Source organism: Kitasatospora aureofaciens (genome assembly GCF_001188955.3).
GTDB lineage: Bacteria > Actinomycetota > Actinomycetes > Streptomycetales > Streptomycetaceae > Kitasatospora > Kitasatospora aureofaciens.
Genome location: NZ_JPRF03000076.1, coordinates 184,257 through 203,394, shown reverse-complemented (window position 1 = coordinate 203,394; position 19,138 = coordinate 184,257). Strand labels below are relative to the sequence as shown.

At 74.0% G+C, this 19,138-nt stretch carries 21 protein-coding genes; 11 read left to right on the top strand and 10 right to left on the bottom strand.

Annotated elements, in window-relative coordinates; genetic code table 11:
• The first annotated feature begins 56 nt into the window (after positions 1-56).
• The 4 genes from HS99_RS36350 to HS99_RS36335 all read left to right on the top strand — a co-directional run bounded on the left by HS99_RS36350 (position 57) and on the right by HS99_RS36335 (position 7,091).
• Positions 57-1,499 carry an amino acid permease gene (locus tag HS99_RS36350; protein WP_030279738.1) on the top strand — a complete coding sequence of 481 codons (1,443 nt, stop codon included), beginning with the start codon at positions 57-59 and terminating at the stop codon, positions 1,497-1,499.
• Between the two features lie 634 nt (positions 1,500-2,133).
• Positions 2,134-2,832, top strand: a complete 699-nt coding sequence (locus HS99_RS36345; RefSeq protein ID WP_043387581.1) for an aggregation-promoting factor C-terminal-like domain-containing protein — start codon at positions 2,134-2,136, stop codon at positions 2,830-2,832.
• A 207-nt stretch (positions 2,833-3,039) separates the two neighbouring features.
• Complete coding sequence (locus tag HS99_RS36340; protein WP_050366927.1) at positions 3,040-4,044, top strand: glycosyltransferase family 2 protein; 1,005 nt, start codon at positions 3,040-3,042, stop codon at positions 4,042-4,044.
• Between the two features lie 155 nt (positions 4,045-4,199).
• Entirely contained in the window at positions 4,200-7,091 is a 2,892-nt protein-coding gene (locus HS99_RS36335; protein WP_167344897.1) for an FAD-binding and (Fe-S)-binding domain-containing protein, read from the top strand.
• Between the two features lie 9 nt (positions 7,092-7,100).
• Here the strand turns inward: HS99_RS36335 and HS99_RS45520 are convergent, their stop codons facing one another.
• Positions 7,101-7,241, bottom strand: a complete 141-nt coding sequence (locus tag HS99_RS45520) for a hypothetical protein (protein WP_157846520.1) — start codon at positions 7,239-7,241, stop codon at positions 7,101-7,103.
• Between the two features lie 21 nt (positions 7,242-7,262).
• Entirely contained in the window at positions 7,263-7,775 is a 513-nt protein-coding gene (locus HS99_RS36330) for a CcdC protein domain-containing protein (RefSeq protein WP_030279746.1), read from the bottom strand.
• A 73-nt stretch (positions 7,776-7,848) separates the two neighbouring features.
• Here HS99_RS36330 and HS99_RS36325 point away from each other — a divergent pair, with 73 nt between their 5' ends.
• Together HS99_RS36325 and HS99_RS36320 are read left to right on the top strand one after the other, a co-directional pair.
• Positions 7,849-8,469 carry a TetR/AcrR family transcriptional regulator gene (locus HS99_RS36325; RefSeq protein WP_030552426.1) on the top strand — a complete coding sequence of 207 codons (621 nt, stop codon included), beginning with the start codon at positions 7,849-7,851 and terminating at the stop codon, positions 8,467-8,469.
• A gap of 32 nt (positions 8,470-8,501) precedes the next feature.
• Positions 8,502-8,912, top strand: coding sequence for a PaaI family thioesterase (locus HS99_RS36320; RefSeq protein ID WP_030552428.1), 411 nt, complete (start codon positions 8,502-8,504; stop codon positions 8,910-8,912).
• Positions 8,913-8,963: 51 nt separating this feature from the next.
• Here HS99_RS36320 and HS99_RS36315 read toward each other — a convergent pair whose 3' ends face one another.
• Complete coding sequence (locus HS99_RS36315) at positions 8,964-9,416, bottom strand: CBS domain-containing protein (protein WP_030279752.1); 453 nt, start codon at positions 9,414-9,416, stop codon at positions 8,964-8,966.
• 76 nt (positions 9,417-9,492) lie between these two features.
• A complete protein-coding gene (locus HS99_RS36310; RefSeq protein WP_078958615.1) occupies positions 9,493-10,503 on the bottom strand; it encodes a slipin family protein in 1,011 nt (336 codons plus the stop codon).
• Between the two features lie 177 nt (positions 10,504-10,680).
• Between HS99_RS36310 and HS99_RS36305 the strand changes: the two genes are divergently transcribed.
• Complete coding sequence (locus HS99_RS36305) at positions 10,681-11,454, top strand: uracil-DNA glycosylase (protein ID WP_050366926.1); 774 nt, start codon at positions 10,681-10,683, stop codon at positions 11,452-11,454.
• Between the two features lie 4 nt (positions 11,455-11,458).
• Here the strand turns inward: HS99_RS36305 and HS99_RS36300 are convergent, their stop codons facing one another.
• Both HS99_RS36300 and HS99_RS36295 read right to left on the bottom strand, forming a co-directional pair.
• Entirely contained in the window at positions 11,459-12,223 is a 765-nt protein-coding gene (locus tag HS99_RS36300; protein WP_198429353.1) for an SDR family NAD(P)-dependent oxidoreductase, read from the bottom strand.
• Between the two features lie 103 nt (positions 12,224-12,326).
• Positions 12,327-13,205, bottom strand: a complete 879-nt coding sequence (locus tag HS99_RS36295) for a CHAD domain-containing protein (RefSeq protein ID WP_050366925.1) — start codon at positions 13,203-13,205, stop codon at positions 12,327-12,329.
• A gap of 151 nt (positions 13,206-13,356) precedes the next feature.
• On the opposite strand from HS99_RS36295, the gene HS99_RS36290 reads away from it, so the two are divergent.
• The 3 genes from HS99_RS36290 to HS99_RS36280 all read left to right on the top strand — a co-directional run bounded on the left by HS99_RS36290 (position 13,357) and on the right by HS99_RS36280 (position 15,747).
• Positions 13,357-14,028, top strand: coding sequence for a hypothetical protein (locus tag HS99_RS36290; RefSeq protein ID WP_033347271.1), 672 nt, complete (start codon positions 13,357-13,359; stop codon positions 14,026-14,028).
• Between the two features lie 179 nt (positions 14,029-14,207).
• The gene (locus tag HS99_RS36285; protein ID WP_030279762.1) at positions 14,208-15,014 is read left to right on the top strand and encodes a DsbA family protein; all 807 of its coding nucleotides are present in this window, start codon (positions 14,208-14,210) and stop codon (positions 15,012-15,014) included.
• A gap of 85 nt (positions 15,015-15,099) precedes the next feature.
• Positions 15,100-15,747 carry a vitamin K epoxide reductase family protein gene (locus HS99_RS36280; RefSeq protein ID WP_030279764.1) on the top strand — a complete coding sequence of 216 codons (648 nt, stop codon included), beginning with the start codon at positions 15,100-15,102 and terminating at the stop codon, positions 15,745-15,747.
• Positions 15,748-15,763: 16 nt separating this feature from the next.
• Here the strand turns inward: HS99_RS36280 and HS99_RS36275 are convergent, their stop codons facing one another.
• The 4 genes from HS99_RS36275 to HS99_RS36260 form a co-directional block, all read right to left on the bottom strand.
• Positions 15,764-16,264, bottom strand: a complete 501-nt coding sequence (locus HS99_RS36275; protein WP_037828443.1) for an NUDIX domain-containing protein — start codon at positions 16,262-16,264, stop codon at positions 15,764-15,766.
• Positions 16,265-16,370: 106 nt separating this feature from the next.
• Complete coding sequence (locus HS99_RS36270) at positions 16,371-17,444, bottom strand: serine hydrolase domain-containing protein (RefSeq protein WP_232543005.1); 1,074 nt, start codon at positions 17,442-17,444, stop codon at positions 16,371-16,373.
• A gap of 74 nt (positions 17,445-17,518) precedes the next feature.
• Positions 17,519-18,034: a GNAT family N-acetyltransferase gene (locus HS99_RS36265; protein WP_030279770.1), complete on the bottom strand. Its 516-nt coding sequence runs from the start codon at positions 18,032-18,034 to the stop codon at positions 17,519-17,521.
• Between the two features lie 24 nt (positions 18,035-18,058).
• Complete coding sequence (locus HS99_RS36260; RefSeq protein WP_030552434.1) at positions 18,059-18,451, bottom strand: ankyrin repeat domain-containing protein; 393 nt, start codon at positions 18,449-18,451, stop codon at positions 18,059-18,061.
• A gap of 404 nt (positions 18,452-18,855) precedes the next feature.
• On the opposite strand from HS99_RS36260, the gene HS99_RS36255 reads away from it, so the two are divergent.
• Complete coding sequence (locus tag HS99_RS36255; RefSeq protein WP_030279774.1) at positions 18,856-19,050, top strand: hypothetical protein; 195 nt, start codon at positions 18,856-18,858, stop codon at positions 19,048-19,050.
• The last annotated feature ends 88 nt before the right edge of the window (positions 19,051-19,138 follow it).

Genomic DNA, 19,138 nt, shown 5'->3' with positions numbered 1-19,138 from the left:
CTGCGGCACGACGAGCCGAGGGTCATGCCGCGCCGGAAAGGCAGAGGACCCCCTCCATGAGTGCGGACACCAACAAGCAGGCGGCGGACACCACCGACGTCCCCCACCCGCTCGGCCCAGTCGGACACGGTGGCGACGGCCACCTGAAGGCCGGGCTCAAGAACCGCCACCTGTCGATGATCGCCATCGGCGGCGTGATCGGAGCCGGCCTGTTCGTCGGCTCCGGCGCCGGCATCGCCTCCACCGGCCCCGGCATCCTGCTCTCCTACACCCTGGCCGGCGTGCTGGTGGTGCTGGTGATGCGGATGCTCGGCGAGATGGCCGCGGCCGACCCGCAGAGCGGCTCGTTCTCGGCGTACGCGGACCGCGCGCTGGGTCGCTGGGCCGGCTTCACCATCGGCTGGCTCTACTGGTTCTTCTGGGTCGTGGTGCTCGCGGTCGAGGCCACGGCCGGCGCCAAGATCCTCAACACCTGGGTGCCGGGCGTGCCGCAGTGGGGCTGGGCGCTGATAGTCATGGGCGTGCTGACCGCCACCAACCTGTTCTCGGTCGCCTCCTACGGCGAGTTCGAGTTCTGGTTCGCCGGGATCAAGGTGGTCGCGATCGCCGCGTTCCTGGTGATCGGCACCCTCGCCGCCTTCGGCCTGATGCCCGGCACCCACGCGGTCGGCACCTCCAACCTGACCGGTCAGGGCGGCTTCCTGCCGCACGGGGTGGGTGCGGTGTTCACCGGCATGCTCACCGTGGTCTTCGCCTTCATGGGCAGCGAGATCGTGACCCTGGCGGCCGGCGAGTCCGAGGACCCGGAGAAGGCGGTCAGCAAGGCCACCAACAGCGTGATCTGGCGCATCGGGATCTTCTACCTGGGCTCGATCCTGCTCGTGGTCACCCTGCTGCCCTGGAACTCGGCCGAGGTCAAGGCCAGCCCGTACGTGGCCGTGCTGGACCACGTGGGCATCCCGCACGCGGGCCAGGTGATGGATGTCATCGTGCTGACGGCCGTGCTCTCCTGCCTCAACTCCGGGATGTACACGGCCTCCCGGATGGCCTTCTCGCTCGGCCAGCGCGGCGACGCCCCGAAGGCCTTCGCGACCGTGACCTCGCGCGGCGTACCGCGGGTGGCGATCCTCTCCTCGGTGGTGTTCGGCTTCGTCGCCGTCTTCTTCAACTACACCTCGCCGAAGACCGTGTTCGCCTTCCTGCTGAACTCCTCCGGAGCCATCGCACTGTTCGTCTGGCTCGTCATCTGCGCCACCCAGCTGCGGATGCGCAAGATCATCGAGCGCGAGATGCCCGAGCGGCACACCGTCCGGATGTGGCTGTACCCCTACCTGACCTGGTTCGCCATCGGCATGATCGGCTTCGTCGTGGTGTACATGTTCACCGACCACGACGGACGCCAGCAGATGTACCTGTCGCTGGTCGCCGCGGCGATCGTGCTCGGCGCCTCGGCCGTGGTGGGCCGGCGGCGGCGGGCGGCGGTGGCGGCGGAGTCCTGACCCGTCCGCGCCGCGCCGGAACGCCGGGCCCGGGAGCCGTTGCGGAGGCTCCCGGGCCCGGTTGCCGTTTGCGGCCGCCCCCGCGACCCCGGCCGGCCGCCACGGGCCCGTCACACTGCGTCGAAGTCGGCGCTGCCCGCATGTGAGCCCGCCCACAGGGGGTTTCGCATCTACGGCCCCGGATAGTGGACACGAGCGCCGCACCGGCCGGAAGACCCCGGCCGCCGCACCCCGGCCGCCCGAGCGGCAACCGTCCCCGGCCTCAAGAACGCAGGCCATCGACTCTTCCGACGCCGTCTTCCGCCGACGCGGTCGGCCCGCGACCCCCAGGGGTCGAAAACGGACAAACCTCCACAAACTCTCCGGCTCGCCCGGTCACGCCCGCCCCGCAACCACTACGGGGCGTAGTAGCGAACGCCTTTGCCACCCGTCCCCAGCCCTGCCAAGAATGGCCCGTCGCCAGGCAGCGCCGGCCGGTCAGCCCGCCGCGCGCAGCCCGCCCGCCCCGCCGTCACCGCCGGGGTGCCACGGCCGTCCCGGACGGCCTCGCGGGCCCCGCTCACCCGGAGCCCACGCGAAGCCCCGAGCCCGGTACCACCGGCACGGCCCCCGACGGAAAAGGATTGTCCGCTTCATGCAGCTCAGCCATGCCCGCCGCAACTCCCTGATCACCGGCGTCGCCACCATCGTGGTCGCGAGCGCCGCCACCGCCGCCCTCGCCATCCCGCAGACCGCGCACCACGCCGAGGCCGCGGCCCCGGTGGCCGCCGTCTCGGTGGACGGCAAGCCGGTCGGCGACCAGGGCCAGGCCGACGCCGCTGCCGCTGCCGAGAAGGCCGCCCAGGACGCCAAGGCGGCCCAGGACGCGCAGGCCGCCCAGGCCGCCCAGGAGGCGCAGGCGAAGGCCCAGGCGGACGCCGCTGCACAGGCCCAGGCCCAGGCCGACGCGAAGGCCCAGGCGGACGCCAAGGCCCAGGCGGACGCCAAGGCCCAGGCCGACGCCGCCGCCTCCCGCTCCCAGCAGCGCCAGAACCTCAACAGCTACTCCGGCACCCCGCAGCAGATCGCCGCGCAGATCGTGCCGGCCGGCCAGCTGCAGTGCTTCAGCAACATCGTCTTCCGCGAGAGCAGCTGGAACCCGCTGGCCGTCAACGCCTCCTCCGGCGCCTACGGCCTGGTCCAGGCGCTGCCCGGCTCCAAGATGGCCTCGGCCGGCGCCGACTGGCGCACCAACCCGGCCACCCAGATCAAGTGGGGCCTCGACTACATGAACAGCCGCTACGGCAGCCCCTGCTCCGCCTGGTCGTTCTGGCAGGCCCACCACTGGTACTGAGCCGACCCGGCTCTGCCCTCCGTACACGCCCCAGGCCCGCGACGCGCTCCGCGTCGCGGGCCTCGCGGCGTTTCAGGTCGACGTGTGCACGCCCAGAAGGCGACGTGAAGATATGGCGCACGCTCGTACTATTTGGTGCCAATTGTTCTGAATTACGGTCCGTCAGGCCTTTGCCACGATTCGCGCGCCCTCTTACGCTCCGGCGTCATGCCCTCACCCCTGATCAGCGTCGTGCTCCCCGCCTACGACCAGCACGGACAGCTCGCCGACTGCCTGGACTCGCTACTCGCCCAGTCCCTGGCGAACGTCGAGGTGATCGTGGTCGCCGACCGCTCCCCCGAGACCGCGGCCGGGCTCGCGGACTCCTTCGCGGCCCGACACGCGCGGGTGTCGGTGCTGCACCTGAACGCGGCGGTCGGGGTCGGGGTGAGCCGGAACGCGGGCGCGGCGCGGGCCTCCGGCGACTACCTGCTGTTCCTGGACGCCGACCACCTGCTCCCCCGGGACGCCCTCCAGGCGCTCGCCGACCGGCTCCAGCAGACCGGCCCGGTCGACGTCCTGCTGTTCGGCCACTCCCGCCGCCACAACGACCGGGACTGGCCGGGCGGCGCCGAGACCCTGCTCGCCGAGGCCGGCCCCGAGGCCTTCGCCCCCTTCGACCGCCCCGAGCTGTTCGGCGCGCCGCCGCTGATCTGGGACCGACTGATCCGCCGCGGCCACTGGCAGGAGCTGGGGCTCACCTTCCCCGACGGCCGGTACGAGGAGGTCCCGGTCGTCCACGCCGCACTGCTCGGCGCCCGGAAGGCCGCCGTGCTGGCCCGCGAGTGCGTCCAGCTGCGCCGCCGGGAGACCGTCCACCCCGCCGGCGGCCCCGGCAGCAGCGTCTTCGACCTGTTCGACCAGTACGAGCGCAGCTTCGCCCTGCTGGAGGACCAGCCGCACCTGTACGCGGTGCGCGACGCCCTGTTCGTCCGGATGATCCGGCACTACCTGTTCGTCTTCGACCTCGCCGGCTGCGTCACCCGCGCCGAACGCCCGCAGTTCTTCCACCGGGCCGCCGAGCACCACCGCCGCTTCATGCCCCCGGGCCACCGCAAGCCGGGCGGGCGGCTGGGGATCAAGTTCTCCCTGCTGGCCAGCGGCGCCTACCCGGCCTTCGAGGTCGCCAAGCTCTCCCACATCGCCCGCGGCACCCTCACAGGGCGGAATTAGCGGATCCGGGACGACGCTGCGGAGCAAGCGGGCCATCATCCGATCGAGCTACATCGAGGACACCGCGCTCCACCCCCGTCGTGCCCGGTACCCGTGCGGCGTGGCGGCTGCGATCATCGGCGGAGCCGTTGCCGCACCCGCTCGGGAGGTCCCTGGTGAGCCGTCCGTCCGCCGCCCCCGGGGCCGAACTGGCCCGTGAGCTGGCCGCCGTGCTGCGCGGGGAGGTCCGCTTCGGGGCGGCCGAGCGCACGGTCTACAGCCACGACGCCTCCAACTACCGGCACTTGCCGCTCGGTGTGGTCAAGCCCGCCGACCCGGACGACGTGCGCACCGCGCTGGCGCTGTGCCGCCGGTACGGGGTGCCGGTGGTGGCGCGCGGGGCCGGGACGAGCATCGGCGGGCAGGCGATCGGGCCCGGCGCGATGGTGCTGGACTTCCGCCGCCACCTCGGCTCGGTGCTGGAGATCGACCCGCAGGCCCGCACCGCCCGCGTCCAGCCCGGCACCGTGCTGGACGACCTCCAGCGCGCCGCCCGGCCGTACGGGCTGCGCTTCGGCCCGGACCCGTCCACCCACAGCCGCTGCACGATCGGCGGCATGATCGGCAACGACTCCTGCGGCGCCCACTCGCTCGCCTGGGGCCGCACCGCCGACAACGTGGAGCAGTTGGAGCTGCTGCTCGCGGACGGCACCGAGCTGACCGTGGGCGGGCGGCTGACCGGCGCCGAGCGCGCGGCGCTGCGGGAGGCGCCCGGGCGGGTCGGCGAGCTGCACACCCGGCTCCAGGAGTTCACCGACCGCAACCTCGCCGTCATCCGCCAGGGCATGCCCCAGCTGCCCCGCCGCACCTCCGGCTACCCGCTGGACGCGCTGCTGCCCGAGCACGGCCACGACCTGGCCCGGGCGCTCACCGGCACCGAGGGCACCTGCGCGCTGCTGCTGGGTGTCACCGTCCGGCTGGTCGAGGTCCCGCCCGCCCGCGCCCTGGTGGTGGCCGGCTACCCGGACGAGGGCGCCGCCGCCGACGCCGTCCCGGCGCTGCTGCCGTACGGTCCGCTGACCGCCGAGGGCATGGCGGCCGACCTGATCGCCGCGCTGCTGGCGGCCGGCCCGCGCCCGCCCGCGCTGGACCGGCTGCCCGCGGGCCAGTGCTGGCTGTTCCTGGAGACCGGCGGCGCCACCGCGCTGGAGGCCTACCAGGCCGCCCGCCGGCTGGCCGACGCGGTGCGCCGCGAGCGCTCGGCCGCCGTCGCGCTGGTCACCGACCCGGTCGAGCAGCGCCAGCTGTGGGCAGTCCGGGAGGCGGGCGCCGGGATCGTCACCCGGCTGCCCGGCGGGGGCGAGGCCTGGCCCGGCTGGGAGGACTCCGCCGTCCCGCCCGAGCGGCTCGGCGACTACCTGCGGGCCCTGCGCGCCCTGCTGCGCCGGCACGGCCTGCGCGGCGTCCCGTACGGGCACTTCGGCGACGGCTGCGTACACCTGCGGATCGACTTCCCGCTGGACCGGCCCCAGGGGGCGCCGGTCTTCCGGGAGTTCCTGGAGCAGGCCGCCGATCTGGCGGTCTCCCACGGCGGTTCGCTCTCCGGCGAGCACGGCGACGGGCAGGCCCGCGCCGAACTGCTGCCGCGCATGTACCCGCCCGAAGTCATCGCGCTGTTCGGCGAGTTCAAACGGATCTGGGATCCGGAGAACCTGCTCAACCCGGGCGCCCTGGTGGATCCGCGCCCGCTCGACGCCGACCTGCGCTTCGTCACCTCCCCGCGCCGCCCGCTGCCGCTGGCCCTGCCGTACGAGCAGGACGGCGGGAGCCTGGTCAAGGCGGTCCACCGCTGCGTGGGCGTCGCCAAGTGCGTGGATCCGACCACCGGGGTGATGTGCCCGAGCTACATGGCCACCGGCGAGGAGCGGCACTCCACCCGGGGCCGGGCCCGGCTGCTCGCCGAGATGCTGCGCGGCGAAGCGATCCCGGACGGCTGGCGCTCGGCGGAGGTGCGGGAGGCACTGGACCTCTGCCTGAGCTGCAAGGGGTGCGCGAGCGACTGCCCGGTGCACGTCGACATGGCGACCTACAAGACCGAGTTCCTGTACCAGCACTACCGGCGCCGGCCGCGCCCGCTGTCGCACTACTCGATGGGCTGGCTTCCGCTGTGGCTGCGGGCGGTCGCGCTCGCGCCGGGGGCGGCCAACTCGCTGGTCCGCTCGCCGGCGGGCGCGCTGCTCAAGCGGCTCGGCGGGATCGACAGGCGCCGGGTGCTGCCGGTCTTCCCGCCCGAGACCTTCACCCACTGGTACCGGCGGCACCGCGCCGCCCACCCGGCCCCGGCGGGCGCGCGACCGGTGGTGCTGTGGCCGGACACCTTTTCCAACCACCTCCAGCCGAACGTGCTCCGCTCGGCCGTCGAGGTGCTGGAGCACCTGGGCTTCGACGTCCGACTGCCCGAAGGACCGGTGTGCTGCGGGCTTACCTGGTACTCGACCGGCCAACTCGGCACCGCCCGAAGGGCGTTGCGGCGCAGCCTGGGCGCGCTGGCCGCCACCGGGGTGCCGGCCGACACCCCGGTGGTCGGCCTGGACCCCAGCTGCACGGCCACCCTGCGCGAGGACCTGCCCCGACTGCTCGGCGCGGACGGCCGCCCGCCCTCCGAACGGACCCGCACCTTCGCCGAGTTCATCGACGAGCACGCCCCGGACGCTCCGCTCCCGCACGTCCGGCTGGACGCCGTCACCCAGACCCACTGCCACCAGCACGCGGTGCTAGGCAGCGCGGCCGATCGCCGGGTCGAGGCCCGACTGGGCCTGCACAACCGGGTCCTGGACTCCGGCTGCTGCGGGCTCGCGGGCAACTTCGGCTTCGAGCGGGGCCACTTCGAGGTGTCCGAGGCGATCGCCGAGCGGGTGCTGCTGCCCGAGGTCCGGGCGGCCGGACCCGACACGGTGGTGCTGGCGGACGGCTTCAGCTGCCGCACCCAGATCGCCCAACTGGCGGACGGGCGGCGGGCCCTGCACCTGGCGGAGCTGATCGCCCGGGAGCTGCGGGCCGACGGGTAGCTGGAGCGGTCATGCGTGCGCGGCGAGGAAGGCCCCGGCGTGTGCCGCGGTCTCCCCCCGGGTCGGGTGGCCCGCCGCTGCCCGGCCGGTCTCGCCGTCGGCCCCGGTGGCCGGCCGGCGCCAGCCGCCGGAGGTCGCGTCCTGGGTCAACTCCGTGGTTCCGCCGAACAGTTACCGGCGGAACCGGTCCGAACTGAGCGACGGGTTCGAGCCCCGCCGCTCGGGCGCGAACGGGATCCCGGAGGAAAGCGCACGGTAGCCGACCACCAGCGCCTCCCCCAGGAAGCCGACGCCGATCGACAGCTGGACCGGTCGGGCCCCCGGCGCCAGGCCGTTGCGCTCGGCGAGCACCGCGAAGCCGGCCATCACGGCGAGCGAGAGCACGGCGACCAGGAAGGTCCAGCCGGTGTAGCGCTGCCACAGCACCCCGTCGCGCTCATCCAGCCGGATGGTGGCACCGCGCAGCGCACCGAAGGCGGTGCCGAGCGCGGCACCCGCCGCCACCCAGACGCAGTCCCCCGTTCGGAGGCCGTGCTCCTGCGACAGCGCCCACAAGCCGAGGCCGGTGAGCACCACCGGCGGCGCGAAGAGGTCCCTGGCGTTGAGCGGCTCACCGCGCAGCCTCCGGACCACCACCACGACCACCACGGCGGCGATCAGCGCCATGTGCATCCAGGTGTTCATCCCTGCTCCCCGAGTTTTTATAGCTTGACCGTGCTAAATCAGCAATTTAGCCCGCCCGTGCTATAACGGCAACATGCCGAAGATCGTCGACCCCGTCGAACGCCGCCAGGCCGTAGCCGACGCCGTCCTGCGCGTCGCCGCCCGGGAGGGCCTGGAACACGCCTCGCTGCGCAACGTCGCCGAAGAGGCCGGACTCGCCGTGGGCTCGGTGCGGCACTACTTCGCCGGCAGCTCCGAGCTGATGATCTTCGCCATGCAGGAGCTGGCGCGCCGAATCGACGCCCGCGTCCGGACCCATGCCCGCGTCCTGCTCGACCCGGAGCCCGCCCCCGGCGCCGACCGTCGCGAACAGACCGTACGGCTGCTCGCCGAAACCCTGCCGCTGGACGCCGAACGCCGGGAGGAGTCCGCGCTCTGGCTCTCCTTCGTCACCGCCGCCCGCACCCGGCCCGAACTACGGACCCGCGCCGTCGAGTTGCAGGCGGGTTTGGACGCGCTGGTCCAGCGGGTCCTGATCGAGACGGAACGCTCCGGCGCCCTCACGCCCGGCCTCGACCTCGAACTGGAGACCCGCCGCCTCTCCGCCCTGCTGGACGGCCTCACCCTCCAGGCCGTCCAGCACCCCGACCTGGTCGGGCCGGACGAGCTGCGCGCGGTGCTCCGGCGCCACCTGGACACCCTCGCCGGCTCCTGACATCGCGCCAACCCTCCCGGCACAATGGCGCGATGACCCTCACCCCCGCCGAGGCGGACAAGCTCCTGGCCGACAACTTCGCCCCCTGGGTGCAGGTGCTCGGGCTGACCACCACCGAGACCGGCGAGCGGCACGCCGTGCTGCGACTGCCCTGGTCCGAGCAACTCGCCCGCGAGGGCGGCGGCCTGTCCGGCCAGGCGCTGATGGCCGCCGCCGACACCGCCTGCGTGGTCGCCCTCTCGGCGGCCCGGGGCGGCTTCGCGCCGATGACCACCGTCCAGCAGTCCACCAGCTTCCAGCGCGCGGTCAGCGGCCGCGACGTCCTGGTCCACGCCGTGGTCACCAAGCTTGGGCGCCGGATCGCCTTCCTCGACGTCACCCTCACCGCCGAGGGCACCGAGGAGCCCGCCGCCCGGGCCACCTCCGTCTACGCCCTGGGATGACCTCCCCACGCGACCGGCCCCGGGCGCGAGCCCGGGACCGGTCCGGCCGGGTCAGCCCTGCAACGCCTCCTTCTTGGGCGGCTCCTCCGCGCACACCGCCGTGACGAACTCCGCGAGCCGCGCCTGCGGCAGGCCGCGCGCGATGTCGGCCTCGCTGATCATGCCGACCAGCTTGTGCTCCGGGTGGCTGATCACCGGCAGCCGGCGGACCTGGTACTGCTCCATGACGCGCAGCACCTGCTCGCAGTCCTCGTCCGCCTCCACCGTCATCGGCCGCCCGAGCGCCAGGTCGCCCGCCGTCATCTCCGCCGGGTCGCCCCCCTCCGCGACGCAGCGCAGCACGATGTCGCGGTCGGTCACGATGCCCAGCAGCTTGTCGTCCTCCCCGCAGATGGGCAGCGCGCCCACATGCCGTTCCCGCATGATCCGGGCGGCGGCCGCGAGCGTCTCGTGCTCACGGATGCACTCCGCGCCCTGGTGCATGATGTCGCTGGCTCTGGTCATGGTCCGCCTCCTGACCTGGCTTGCTCCCTCTCGTCCATCGTGGTCCGGGCCGGTGCCGCACGCCACCGGGCACCCCTCAGGACGTGCTTCCCGGCTCCGTGTGCTCCTCCGGACCATCGTTCCCGTCCGACTCCACCCGACCGCCCTCCCGGTCCCCGCCCTCCAGCGGCGAGCGGGACAACACCTCCTCCAGGGGTGGGAGTTCGTGCTTGGACTGCTCGCGGTCGAGCTCCGGCTCCGGCACCTCACCGCTCTCCACCGCCTCCTCCGCGGACTTCGCCGCGGCCGCGACCGCGGCGGCCGCCAGCAGGTCCCGCTGCTGGGACTCCGTCGCGCTGTCCAGGAACCGCAGCAACTCCACCGGGAACGGCAGCACCAGCGTCGAGTTCTTCTCCGCCGCCACCTCCACCACGGTCTGCAGCAACCGCAGTTGGAGCGCCGCCGGGGTCGCGCTCATCACCGCCGCCGCCTCCGACAACCGTTCCGAGGCCTGGTACTCGCCGTCCGCCGTGATGATCCGCGCCCGCCGCTCCCGCTCGGCCTCCGCCTGGCGCGCGATCGAGCGCTTCATCGACTCCGGCAGTGCGACGTCCTTGATCTCCACCCGGTCGATCTGGATGCCCCAGCCCAGCGCCGGGCTGTCGATCATCAACTCCAGCCCCTGGTTGATCGGTTCGCGGTTGGCCAGCAGGTCGTCCAGTTCACTCTTGCCGATGATCGACCGCAGCGAGGTCTGCGCGACCTGGGAGATCGCGAAGTTGTAGTCCTGCACGTTGACCGTCGCCTTCACCGGGTCCTGCACCTGGAAGTAGACCACCGCGTCCACCCGCACGGTCACGTTGTCCCGGGTGATGCCCTCCTGCGCCGGGATCGGCATCGTCACGATCTGCACGTTCACCCGGCGCAGCCGGTCCGCGATCGGCATCAGCGCGACCAGCCCCGGCTTGCGGACCTCCTCACGCACCCGCCCGAAGCGGAACACCACGCCCCTCTGGAACTGCTGGACCACCCGGATGCTCAGCCCCGCCCAGACCACCCCCAGCCCTACCAGCCCCCCGAGAGCCCCCAGCACCGCATCGACGATCATCGCGGCCTCCTCGCGGCCTCCGCGCACACCAGCCGGTCCGGCCACCGGCGACCGGACCGGCCGGGGCCGCCGGAGCAACTGATTCCACGCTACGCCTGCCCGGCAGCGGCCGGAGCCTCCCCGGGACCGGCCGGCAGCGGCCGGAGCGATCGGGCCGACGGCCCTAGGATCGAGACCATGCAGCTGGTCCCCGCCGACGACCCGAGCCACCCCCACCACCCCGCCGAGGCCGCCGCCCGCGCCACCGGACTCATCGAACTCGACCGCGTCGTCACCGACTGCCGGGCCTGCCCCCGGCTGGTCGAATGGCGCGAGGAGGCCGCCCGCACCAAGCGCCGCGCCTACCAGGACTGGGACTACTGGGCCCGCCCCATCCCCGGCTTCGGCCCGCCCGAGGCCCCGCTCGTCCTGGTCGGCCTCGCCCCCGCCGCCCACGGAGGCAACCGCACCGGCCGGATCTTCACCGGCGACCCCTCCGGCGACCTCCTCTACGCGGCCCTCTACGAGCTCGGGCTCGCCAACCGCCCGCACTCCGTCCGCCACGGCGACGGCCTGGAACTGTACGGCGTCCGGATCACCGACCCGGTCCGCTGTGCCCCACCCGACAACAAGCCCAACACCGCCGAACGCGACACCTGCCGCCCCTGGATCACCCGCGAGATGCAGCTGCTGCGCCCCACCGTCCGGACCGTCGTCGCACTCGGCGCCTTCGCCTGGCAGGCGATGCTGCCGGTGGTCGCCGACGCCGGCTGGGTGGTCCCCCGCCCCCGCCCGGCCTTCGGCCACGCCGCCATGGCCACCTTCCCGGCCCGCGACGGCGGCCCCGACCTGCGGCTCTACGGCTGCTACCACGTGAGCCCCCGCAACACGAACACCGGCCGCCTCACCACCGCCATGCTCCGCGACCTGCTCCGCGAGGCGGCCCTCTCGGCGGGGCTCAGGCCCCGCTAGCGCCTCAGTCGAACCGTCGGACGGCCGTGATGCCGCCGTCCACCGGCAGCGCCACCCCCGCGACATAGGAAGCCCGGTCACTCAGCAGCCAGGCCGCCGCCTCGGCGACCTCGGCGGCCCGGCCCGGCCGGCCCAGCGGGGTCGAGCGGGCCACCGGCGCGGCGAACTCCGGCCCCGCCTCGAAGTACGGCTCGCTCCCCGGCGTGCGCACCACCCCGGGCGCGACGGCGTTGACCCGGATGCCCTGACGGGCGCAGTCGGCGGTGGCCGCCTTCACCAGTCCGGTCAGCCCGTGCTTGGCGGCCTGCTGGGCGCCGTCGCCGAAGCCCCCGACGAGCGCCCCCACCCCGGAGTTGAGCACCACCGCACCACCACGCCCGCCCGCCCGCCCGCCGCCATCGCCCGCAGCCAGAGTCAGCTGCCGCGCAGGTTGAGTGCGTGGCTGTCGTCCCACTCGGCTTCCGAGCGCTCGGCCAGCGGCACGGGCGGCAGGCCGTTGCCCGCGTTGTCGAAGGCCGCCGTCCAGGCGTCCGAACGCCTCCAGCGCCGCGTCCACCGTCCGCTGAGCGCCGTCGGCTGTGATCAGGTCGGCGGCGACCGCCACCGCCCGCGCGCCCCCGGCCCGCAGCTCTGCGGCCAGCGCCTCCACCTCCGGCCCGGAGCGGGCGGCCAGCACCAGCAGCGCGCCCTCCCGGGCGAACAACCGGGCGGCGGCCGCGCCGATGCCGCGCCACGCGCCGGTGACGACCACCCCCGGGCACGGGCGCACCTCGCAGGCCGGTCACCGGCGCGCCTGGTCCCCGCCGTGCGACGCACACGTCGCAGCGCCGCGTGCCGTTCCGCCGGGATCCGCCGGGATCCGCCGGACACGCCTAGCCGAACCGGGTCAGCTTCCGCTTCGCCGCGTCCGCCCACACCTGCGTCAGCCGGGCGCGCGCCGCCTCCGCCTCCGCGAGCTGGCCCGCGTAGAGCACTCCGTAGGCGAAGGGCTCGCCGCCCTCGGTGGCCCGGTCGGCCAGGGCCGCGGCGGCGACCACCGCGTCCTGGTGTTCGCCCAGCAGTTCCTGGACTGCCTTCATCCGCTCGGTGTAGCACTCCGCCGCCGGGCCGACGGCGAGGGCCGCCGTCTCGCCCGCGTAGCGGGCGCGCTTGGCGGCCTTGCGGACCTCGTGCAGGGCCCGGTCGCGGTGCGCGGGGTCGGCGGCGAGGGCGAGACGGAGGCGTTCGGCCGTGCGGCGCTGCTCGTGGGCGGCGATCCGGGAGAGTTCGGGGGCGGCGGCGCGGGCGGCCCGGGGGCGCAGCGGCGGGTCGGCGAGCAGGGTGGTCAGGGCCGTGGCGAGGGCCCGGCGGCGGGGGCTGTCGAGGGCGGCGACCACCTCGGGCCTCACCCGGCGGTACTCAGCCTCGCCCCACTGTTCCAGCGCGTCCGCGACCCGCTCCGGTCCGCAGGCCGCGGGCAGCTCGCGGGCCCGGGCGGCCAGCCGTTCGGCGAGCACCTCGCGGTCCCGGGCGCGGCCCAGCGCGGCGCCCAGCCAGCGCAGGTCGGCGACGAGGGCGTCGGTGGCGCCGGGGGCGAGCAGGCGGCGGAAGGTCCGCAGGGCGCTGCGCAGCCGCCGGCAGGCGACCCGCATCCGGTGGACCGCGTCGGGTGCGTCCGCCCGGACGGCGTCGTCCAGTCCGGCGAGCACCACCGCCTGGGCCTCGATGCGGTCGAGCAGCACCTGTCCGACCGTGGTTTCGGGTCTCGCCATGCGCGTGCACCCCCTCGCCGGGTCGCCTTCCAGGCTAGTCGCGCGGGTGCGGCTGTCGACTCGACGCTCGGCTGAGGGGGCGTCACCCGGGCGCCGTACCGGTACGCGGTCTCGTGTCCGCCGCAAGGGGCATGGCATACTCCGGGGCGTGATGACCTCCACCCATGCGACCAGGGCCCTGCGGGCCGCGGTGTTCACCGCGCTCGCCGTGCCGATGGCCGCGCTGGGTCAGGTGGTCATCACCGGTCGCCCGCTGCCGCTGTCGCTGGTGGCCACGGCGAGCGCCGTCGTGTTCCTGGTCTCGGCCGTGCTGGCCGGCGGGGAGCGGCGGCTGCTGCACATCTCCGCTGTGATGGTGCCGGTCGAGCTGTTGCTCAACACCACCTTCAACCTGGGCCAGACCGGCTGTGGGCCGGTCCTGTCCGAGCACGTGTCCGCGCGCGGGGTGAACCTGCTGGTGTGCGGCGGCGGTTCGGTGGACGGCTCGCTGCTGGGCGCCCCGCTGGGGCACGCCGGGCAGTTGGCGCCCGCCGCGACCCAGCTGCTGCTCCTGCTGGTGCACCTGGTGATCGCGCTGGCGGCCTCGGCCTGGCTGCGGCTGGGCGACTCCGCCCTGTCCGGCCTGGCGCGGGCACTGCGCGCGCTGCGCCAGTCGGTGGCCCGCCCGCTGCGGGCGCTGCTCGTCCTGCTGCTCCCCGCCCCGGTGCGCCCGGTGCTGCGGGTGCCACTGCCGGTGTCGGACCACGAGCGGCCGCGCCGCGAGGACGTGGTGCTGAGCCCGGCGCCCCGGCGTGGTCCGCCGGTCCTCGCGCCTGCCTGCTGAGCGCGTACCCCGCTTCCGTCAGCACGTTCCGTGAGCACGTTTACGTGAGCACGCTTCCGTAAGCGCTTTCCGTACGCCCCAGGCAGTGCGCACGACTCCCGCGTCACTTGCCCCCGCCGCACCCGTGTGTGCGGCCACCCGCGCGCACCCGCGCGCCGCGTACAGGAGTTGACTTCCCCATGGCCCAGGACAAGAACAAGAAGCGCGTCAGCGCCCGCGAGCGCATCCAGGAGGCGCAGCGCCGCGAGCAGCAGGCCGCCAGGCGCCGGCAGCGGATCGTCGTGTCGGTCTCGGCCGTCGTCGTACTCGCCCTGGCGGGCGGTGTGGCGCTCGCGATCAACACGGGCTCGAAGAACGACGACAAGGGCGCCGCGGCCGCCTCCGCGGCCCCGCTGGTCGTCCCGGCCAACGCCACCGGTCCGGACGGCACGGTGATCACCTACGGCAAGGCCGACGCCCCGCACACCATGGAGGTGTACGAGGACTTCCGCTGCCCGGTCTGCAAGCACTTCGAGGCGGCGAACGGTCAGACTGTCAAGGAGATCACCCAGGACGGCCAGATCAAGGTGGAGTACCACCTGGCCGCGTTCCTGGACAAGAACCTCGGCGGCAAGGGCTCGCGCACCGCGCTGGCCGCCGCCGGCGCCGCGCTGAACGAGGGCGTGGACAAGTTCAAGGCCTTCCACGACGTGCTGTACGCCAACCAGCCGGACGAGCGCGAGGACGGCTTCGGCGACGTCAACCACCTGCTGGACCTGGCGGGCCAGGTGCCCGGGCTGAAGACGGACGCCTTCGTGAAGGCGGTCACCGACCGGACGTACGCGCCGTGGGCGGCGAAGGTGGCCGACGCGTTCAACAGCAGCCAGGTGACCGGCACCCCGACGGTCAAGGTGGACGGCAAGCCGATCAACCTGTTCACGGGCAACGCCCCGGCGTCTCCGGAGCAGTTCACCGCCCAGGTCAAGCAGGTCGCCGGCCTGCAGTAGGCCGCCCCGCACCGCACGGCACCACCGGTCCGGCCGAACTCCCGGCCGGACCGGCCCCTCCCAGCCAGCCCCGGAGTGTGCTGTCATGACCGCGACCACCGCGCACCTCTCCCGTCCCGCCCCCGACGCCGCCGGCCCGGGCCCGATCGGCGCGGGCCGGGCCCTCGCCCTGCTGCTGTTCCTCGGCGGGCTGGTCGGCCTGGCCGCCTCGGCCGTGCTGACCTTCGACAAGCTCCGCATCCTGGAGAACCCGTCGTACGTCCCCAGCTGCAACATCAATCCGATCATCAGCTGCGGTTCGGTGATGCGTACCGAGGAGGCCGCGGTGTTCGGCTTCCCGAACTCGCTGCTCGGCCTGGCCGCCTTCGGCGCGCTGGCGGCGGTCGGCGCGGGACTGCTGGCCGGCGCCGCCTACCGGCGCTGGTTCTGGCTGGGCCTGCAGGCCGGGACGACCCTGGGCATCGTGTTCACGCACTGGCTGATCGACCAGTCGCTGTACGGCATCGGCGCCCTGTGCCCGTACTGCATGGTGGTCTGGGCGACGACGGTGGTGCTGTTCTGGTACACCACGCTGCACAACCTGCGCACCGGGGTGATCCCGGTCGGGCCGCGGATGCGGACGGTCGTCCGGGAGGCGGCGCGCTACCACTGGGCCCTGCCGGTGCTGTGGGCGGCCGTGATCGCACTGATGGTGCTCAACCGGTTCTGGTACTACTGGAGCACCCTGCTCTGACCGCCTTCCCGCGGGCTCACCCCACATACCCCGCCGAATGCAGCAGCGCGGCTGCGCCGGTGCGCCGGGCCTCCAGGGCCGCGGTGAGCCGGCGCGCCGCACAGGGGTGCAGCAGGGTGGCCGCCCGGGCGGGGCCGAAGTAGCCGTGGTCGGCGATCTCCTCCGCCTGGAGCCGGACCACCGCCCCCGGCTCGACCGCGCCGCCGTCGAACATGAAGTGCACGGCCGGATGGGCGTGTTGACCCTGATCGGGGATCGCCTCGCGCCACTCCACCACCAGCAACCGCAGGTCACGCGCCACCAGCCCGGTCTCCTCGCGCAGTTCCCGGGCCGCGCACCCGGCGGGCCCCTCCCCCGGGTCCATCCCGCCACCGGGAAACTGCCACTGGTCGCGGTAACTGGCCTTCAGCAGCAGGACCTTGCCCTCCCGGTCGGTGAGCAGCACGCTGCAGCCGATGTAGGCGCGCACCATCCGGGAGAGCCACTCCTCCTCCGAGAGTTCCCAGGTGTCCGTCATCGCGCTTCCTCCGCCGGCCGTCCTCCGTCGCGGCCACCCTGCCCCGGTCGCCGCTGCGCGAAAGGTGGTTCGTACCTAATCCACCCGATCGGGTACTACGCACGCCTCACCCGAAGACGGCCCGCCGGAAGGCGTTGCGCAGATCGGTGAGGGACTGGGTGATCCGGCTGTGGTGCACCTGGTTGGTGAGCAGCAGGGCCCAGCGGCCGAGTCGGCGGGAGACCCAGATGCCGGTGCCGGTGAAGCCGTAGTGGACGAAGGTGCCTTCGGCGGGGTCGGTGCCGGGGGCGTACAGCCAGGACAGGCCTCGGGCGGGGGCGAGGCCGCCGGTCTGCTCGCGCAGCGACTCGGTGATCCACGCTTCGCCCCAGGGGAGTCGGAGCGGCGGGGCGAGCAGGGCGGTGAGGAAGCGGGCCAGGTCGGGGGCGGTGGAGAAGGCCCCGGCGTTGCCGGAGACGCCACCGAGCAGCCGCGCGGAGGGGTCGTGCACCACGCCGCGCAGGTGGGCGCCGGTCGACCGGTCGAACTCGGTGGGCGCGGTACGGGCGGTGGCCGCGGCGTCGAGCGGCCCGTAGCGGGTGTCGGTCATGCCCAGCGGCCGCCAGGCCCAGCGCGCGGCGAGTTCGTCCAGCGGGGCCCCGCCGAGGTCCTCGACCAGGTAGGTGAGCAGCACGGCGGCGCGGTCGGTGTACTCGACGGCGGTTCCCGGCGCGCGGTGCAGCGGGGCGGTGATCACCCCGGCCCGGATCGCCGCCGGCGCCCGCCCGTAGAGCTGCTCGAAGCGGGTGTAGGGAAGCATTCCGGCGGTGTGGGCGAGGAGTTGACGGACCGTCACCGCACCGACCGAGTGCCCGGCGGCAGGCGACCACCAGCGGCCGAGCGGCTCGTCCAGCGGCAGCCGCCCGTCTTGCCGGAGCGCTCCGGCGCAGGGCCAGAGCGCCACGATCTTGGTGAGGCTGGCGAGGTCGTACAGCGTGTCCGGCCCGGGGGCGAGCCGCGCGTACGGGCCTCGCCCGAGCGCGCCGTGGCTGCCGCCGCCGAGCGTGCCCCCGGCGTCACCGGCGGCCCAGACGGCGCCCGCCCCGACGGTGCGCACGCCCTCGCGGACCAGTAGGTCCAGCTCCCCGCCGGGCGCGGCCAGGGCGGGGAGCCGTGCGGCGTCGGGTGGTTGGTGGTTCACCACCGGTGTCTACCCGGCGCGCGCACCGCTCAGACCGCCGGTACCCGGACCCCGGGCTCCCGGACGGCGGCCGGTCAGACCGCCGCCGGGAGCTCCTTGCCCATGCAGATGCTCTGCGCGTGGTCCTTGTAGATGCCGAACTTGCGGATCGCCGCGTACCCCTCGGAGCCGTACAGCGCGATCGCCTCGGGCTGCTCGGTACCGGTCTCCAGGATGAAGCGGGTGCGCCCGGCCTCGACGGCGGTCTCCTCCAGCCGGCGCAGCACCGCCCGGGCCAGACCCCGGCCGCGGGCGTCGGGCACCACGAACATCCGCTTCACCTCGGCGTCGCCGTCGCGCAGCCCGTCCGGACCGGCCTGCTTGGCCCGCCAGCCGCCGCAGGCGACCGGGCGGCCGTCCAGGTAGGCGATCATGAACAGGCCGGCCGGTGCCTCGAAGTCCTCCGGGTGCATCACCGTCTCGTCCGGGTCGCCGTAGCGGCGGACGTACTCCTGCTGCACCTCCGCCGAAAGGGCCTGGGCGTCGGGGTGGGCGTACCCGGTGATGCGGAACTCGACGGTGCCGGTGTCCTTGGTGGCGGTGCTCTCCATGGTGGAAGAGCCTACGGCTTCGGTTCAGCGGCTCTCGAACCGGGCCAGCAGCTCGGTCTTGCCGAACATCGCGGCGGCGTCGACGGCGGACGGGACGCCGGCCCTGGGATCGGCGCCGTCGGCGAGCAGGGCGTCGACGACGTCGGTGCTGCCCTTGAAGACCGCTCCGGCCAAGGGGGTCTGACCCTTGTCATTGGCGCGGTTCGGGTCGGCGCCGCGCTGGAGCAGGGCTTCGACGGTGGCCGCGTGGCCGTGGTAGGCGGCGAGCATGACCAGGGTGTCACCGCTGCCGCTGGTGAGGTCGGCGGAGACGCCCGCGTCTACGGCGGCGGTCAGGGTGGCGGTGTCACCGGCCCGGGCCGCGTCGAAGAGCTTCCCGGCGAGCGCGATCACCTCGGCGTCGGGGGCATCGGTCATGGCGGACTGCCTTTCCGGAGGGCTGGCGGGGTTCGTGCGTACCGCACCGTAGCGGGCGACGCCGGACCGGGCCAGCCGGCGTCCGGATTCCGGATGACGGCCTCACCGGCACGGGACGCGGTACGACGTGCGGCCGGGCGGGCCGCACGGCCGTTCGAGCGAACTTCCGGGACCCCCCGGAAACCTCCCACCCAGCCCCCGGGAATGCCTTGCGGCACCGGATCCACGCGGCGTCCGTGCGGCACCGGGCCCCCACCCGGGCCGATCCGCCCGCCTCCTCCGACTTCCCGGCGGCATCGAACGGCAGAACCACCCATTTGCGCCGTTCCATCATCTATTACTTTTTGTCACGATAAGGGCACCTTAAGTAACACTGTCCCCCGTCCCCTCCCCGAGGAGCAGAAGTGGCCCTCTCGATTTCCGGCATCGTCCTGTTCGGCACCATCGCCTTCCTGTTCTTCCGCAGAGACGGACTAAAGGCCTCCCACGCCGTCGTCTGCTCCCTCTTCGGCTTCTACGTCGCCGGCTCCTCCATCGCCCCGAGCATCACCGCGGGCAGCGCCAGCCTGGCGAGCCTGCTCGGCGGCATCAAGTTCTAGGCGCGCCGCCACTCCCCCACCGGCCCGGGCGCGGATCCCACCGCCCCGGGCCCCGTCGTACCACGAGCAGTCCCCCTCTCACCCCACC

What these genes read in the sequence shown, in the direction of transcription:
- HS99_RS36350 (WP_030279738.1), top strand. Translation starts at nt 57, where the DNA reads ATGAGTGCGGACACCAACAAGCAGGCGGCGGACACCACCGACGTCCCC.
- HS99_RS36345 (WP_043387581.1), top strand. Translation starts at nt 2,134, where the DNA reads ATGCAGCTCAGCCATGCCCGCCGCAACTCCCTGATCACCGGCGTCGCC.
- HS99_RS36340 (WP_050366927.1), top strand. Translation starts at nt 3,040, where the DNA reads ATGCCCTCACCCCTGATCAGCGTCGTGCTCCCCGCCTACGACCAGCAC.
- HS99_RS36330 (WP_030279746.1), bottom strand. Translation starts at nt 7,775, where the DNA reads ATGAACACCTGGATGCACATGGCGCTGATCGCCGCCGTGGTGGTCGTG.
- HS99_RS36325 (WP_030552426.1), top strand. Translation starts at nt 7,849, where the DNA reads ATGCCGAAGATCGTCGACCCCGTCGAACGCCGCCAGGCCGTAGCCGAC.
- HS99_RS36320 (WP_030552428.1), top strand. Translation starts at nt 8,502, where the DNA reads ATGACCCTCACCCCCGCCGAGGCGGACAAGCTCCTGGCCGACAACTTC.
- HS99_RS36315 (WP_030279752.1), bottom strand. Translation starts at nt 9,416, where the DNA reads ATGACCAGAGCCAGCGACATCATGCACCAGGGCGCGGAGTGCATCCGT.
- HS99_RS36310 (WP_078958615.1), bottom strand. Translation starts at nt 10,503, where the DNA reads ATGATCGTCGATGCGGTGCTGGGGGCTCTCGGGGGGCTGGTAGGGCTG.
- HS99_RS36305 (WP_050366926.1), top strand. Translation starts at nt 10,681, where the DNA reads ATGCAGCTGGTCCCCGCCGACGACCCGAGCCACCCCCACCACCCCGCC.
- HS99_RS36295 (WP_050366925.1), bottom strand. Translation starts at nt 13,205, where the DNA reads ATGGCGAGACCCGAAACCACGGTCGGACAGGTGCTGCTCGACCGCATC.
- HS99_RS36290 (WP_033347271.1), top strand. Translation starts at nt 13,357, where the DNA reads ATGACCTCCACCCATGCGACCAGGGCCCTGCGGGCCGCGGTGTTCACC.
- HS99_RS36285 (WP_030279762.1), top strand. Translation starts at nt 14,208, where the DNA reads ATGGCCCAGGACAAGAACAAGAAGCGCGTCAGCGCCCGCGAGCGCATC.
- HS99_RS36280 (WP_030279764.1), top strand. Translation starts at nt 15,100, where the DNA reads ATGACCGCGACCACCGCGCACCTCTCCCGTCCCGCCCCCGACGCCGCC.
- HS99_RS36275 (WP_037828443.1), bottom strand. Translation starts at nt 16,264, where the DNA reads ATGACGGACACCTGGGAACTCTCGGAGGAGGAGTGGCTCTCCCGGATG.
- HS99_RS36265 (WP_030279770.1), bottom strand. Translation starts at nt 18,034, where the DNA reads ATGGAGAGCACCGCCACCAAGGACACCGGCACCGTCGAGTTCCGCATC.
- HS99_RS36260 (WP_030552434.1), bottom strand. Translation starts at nt 18,451, where the DNA reads ATGACCGATGCCCCCGACGCCGAGGTGATCGCGCTCGCCGGGAAGCTC.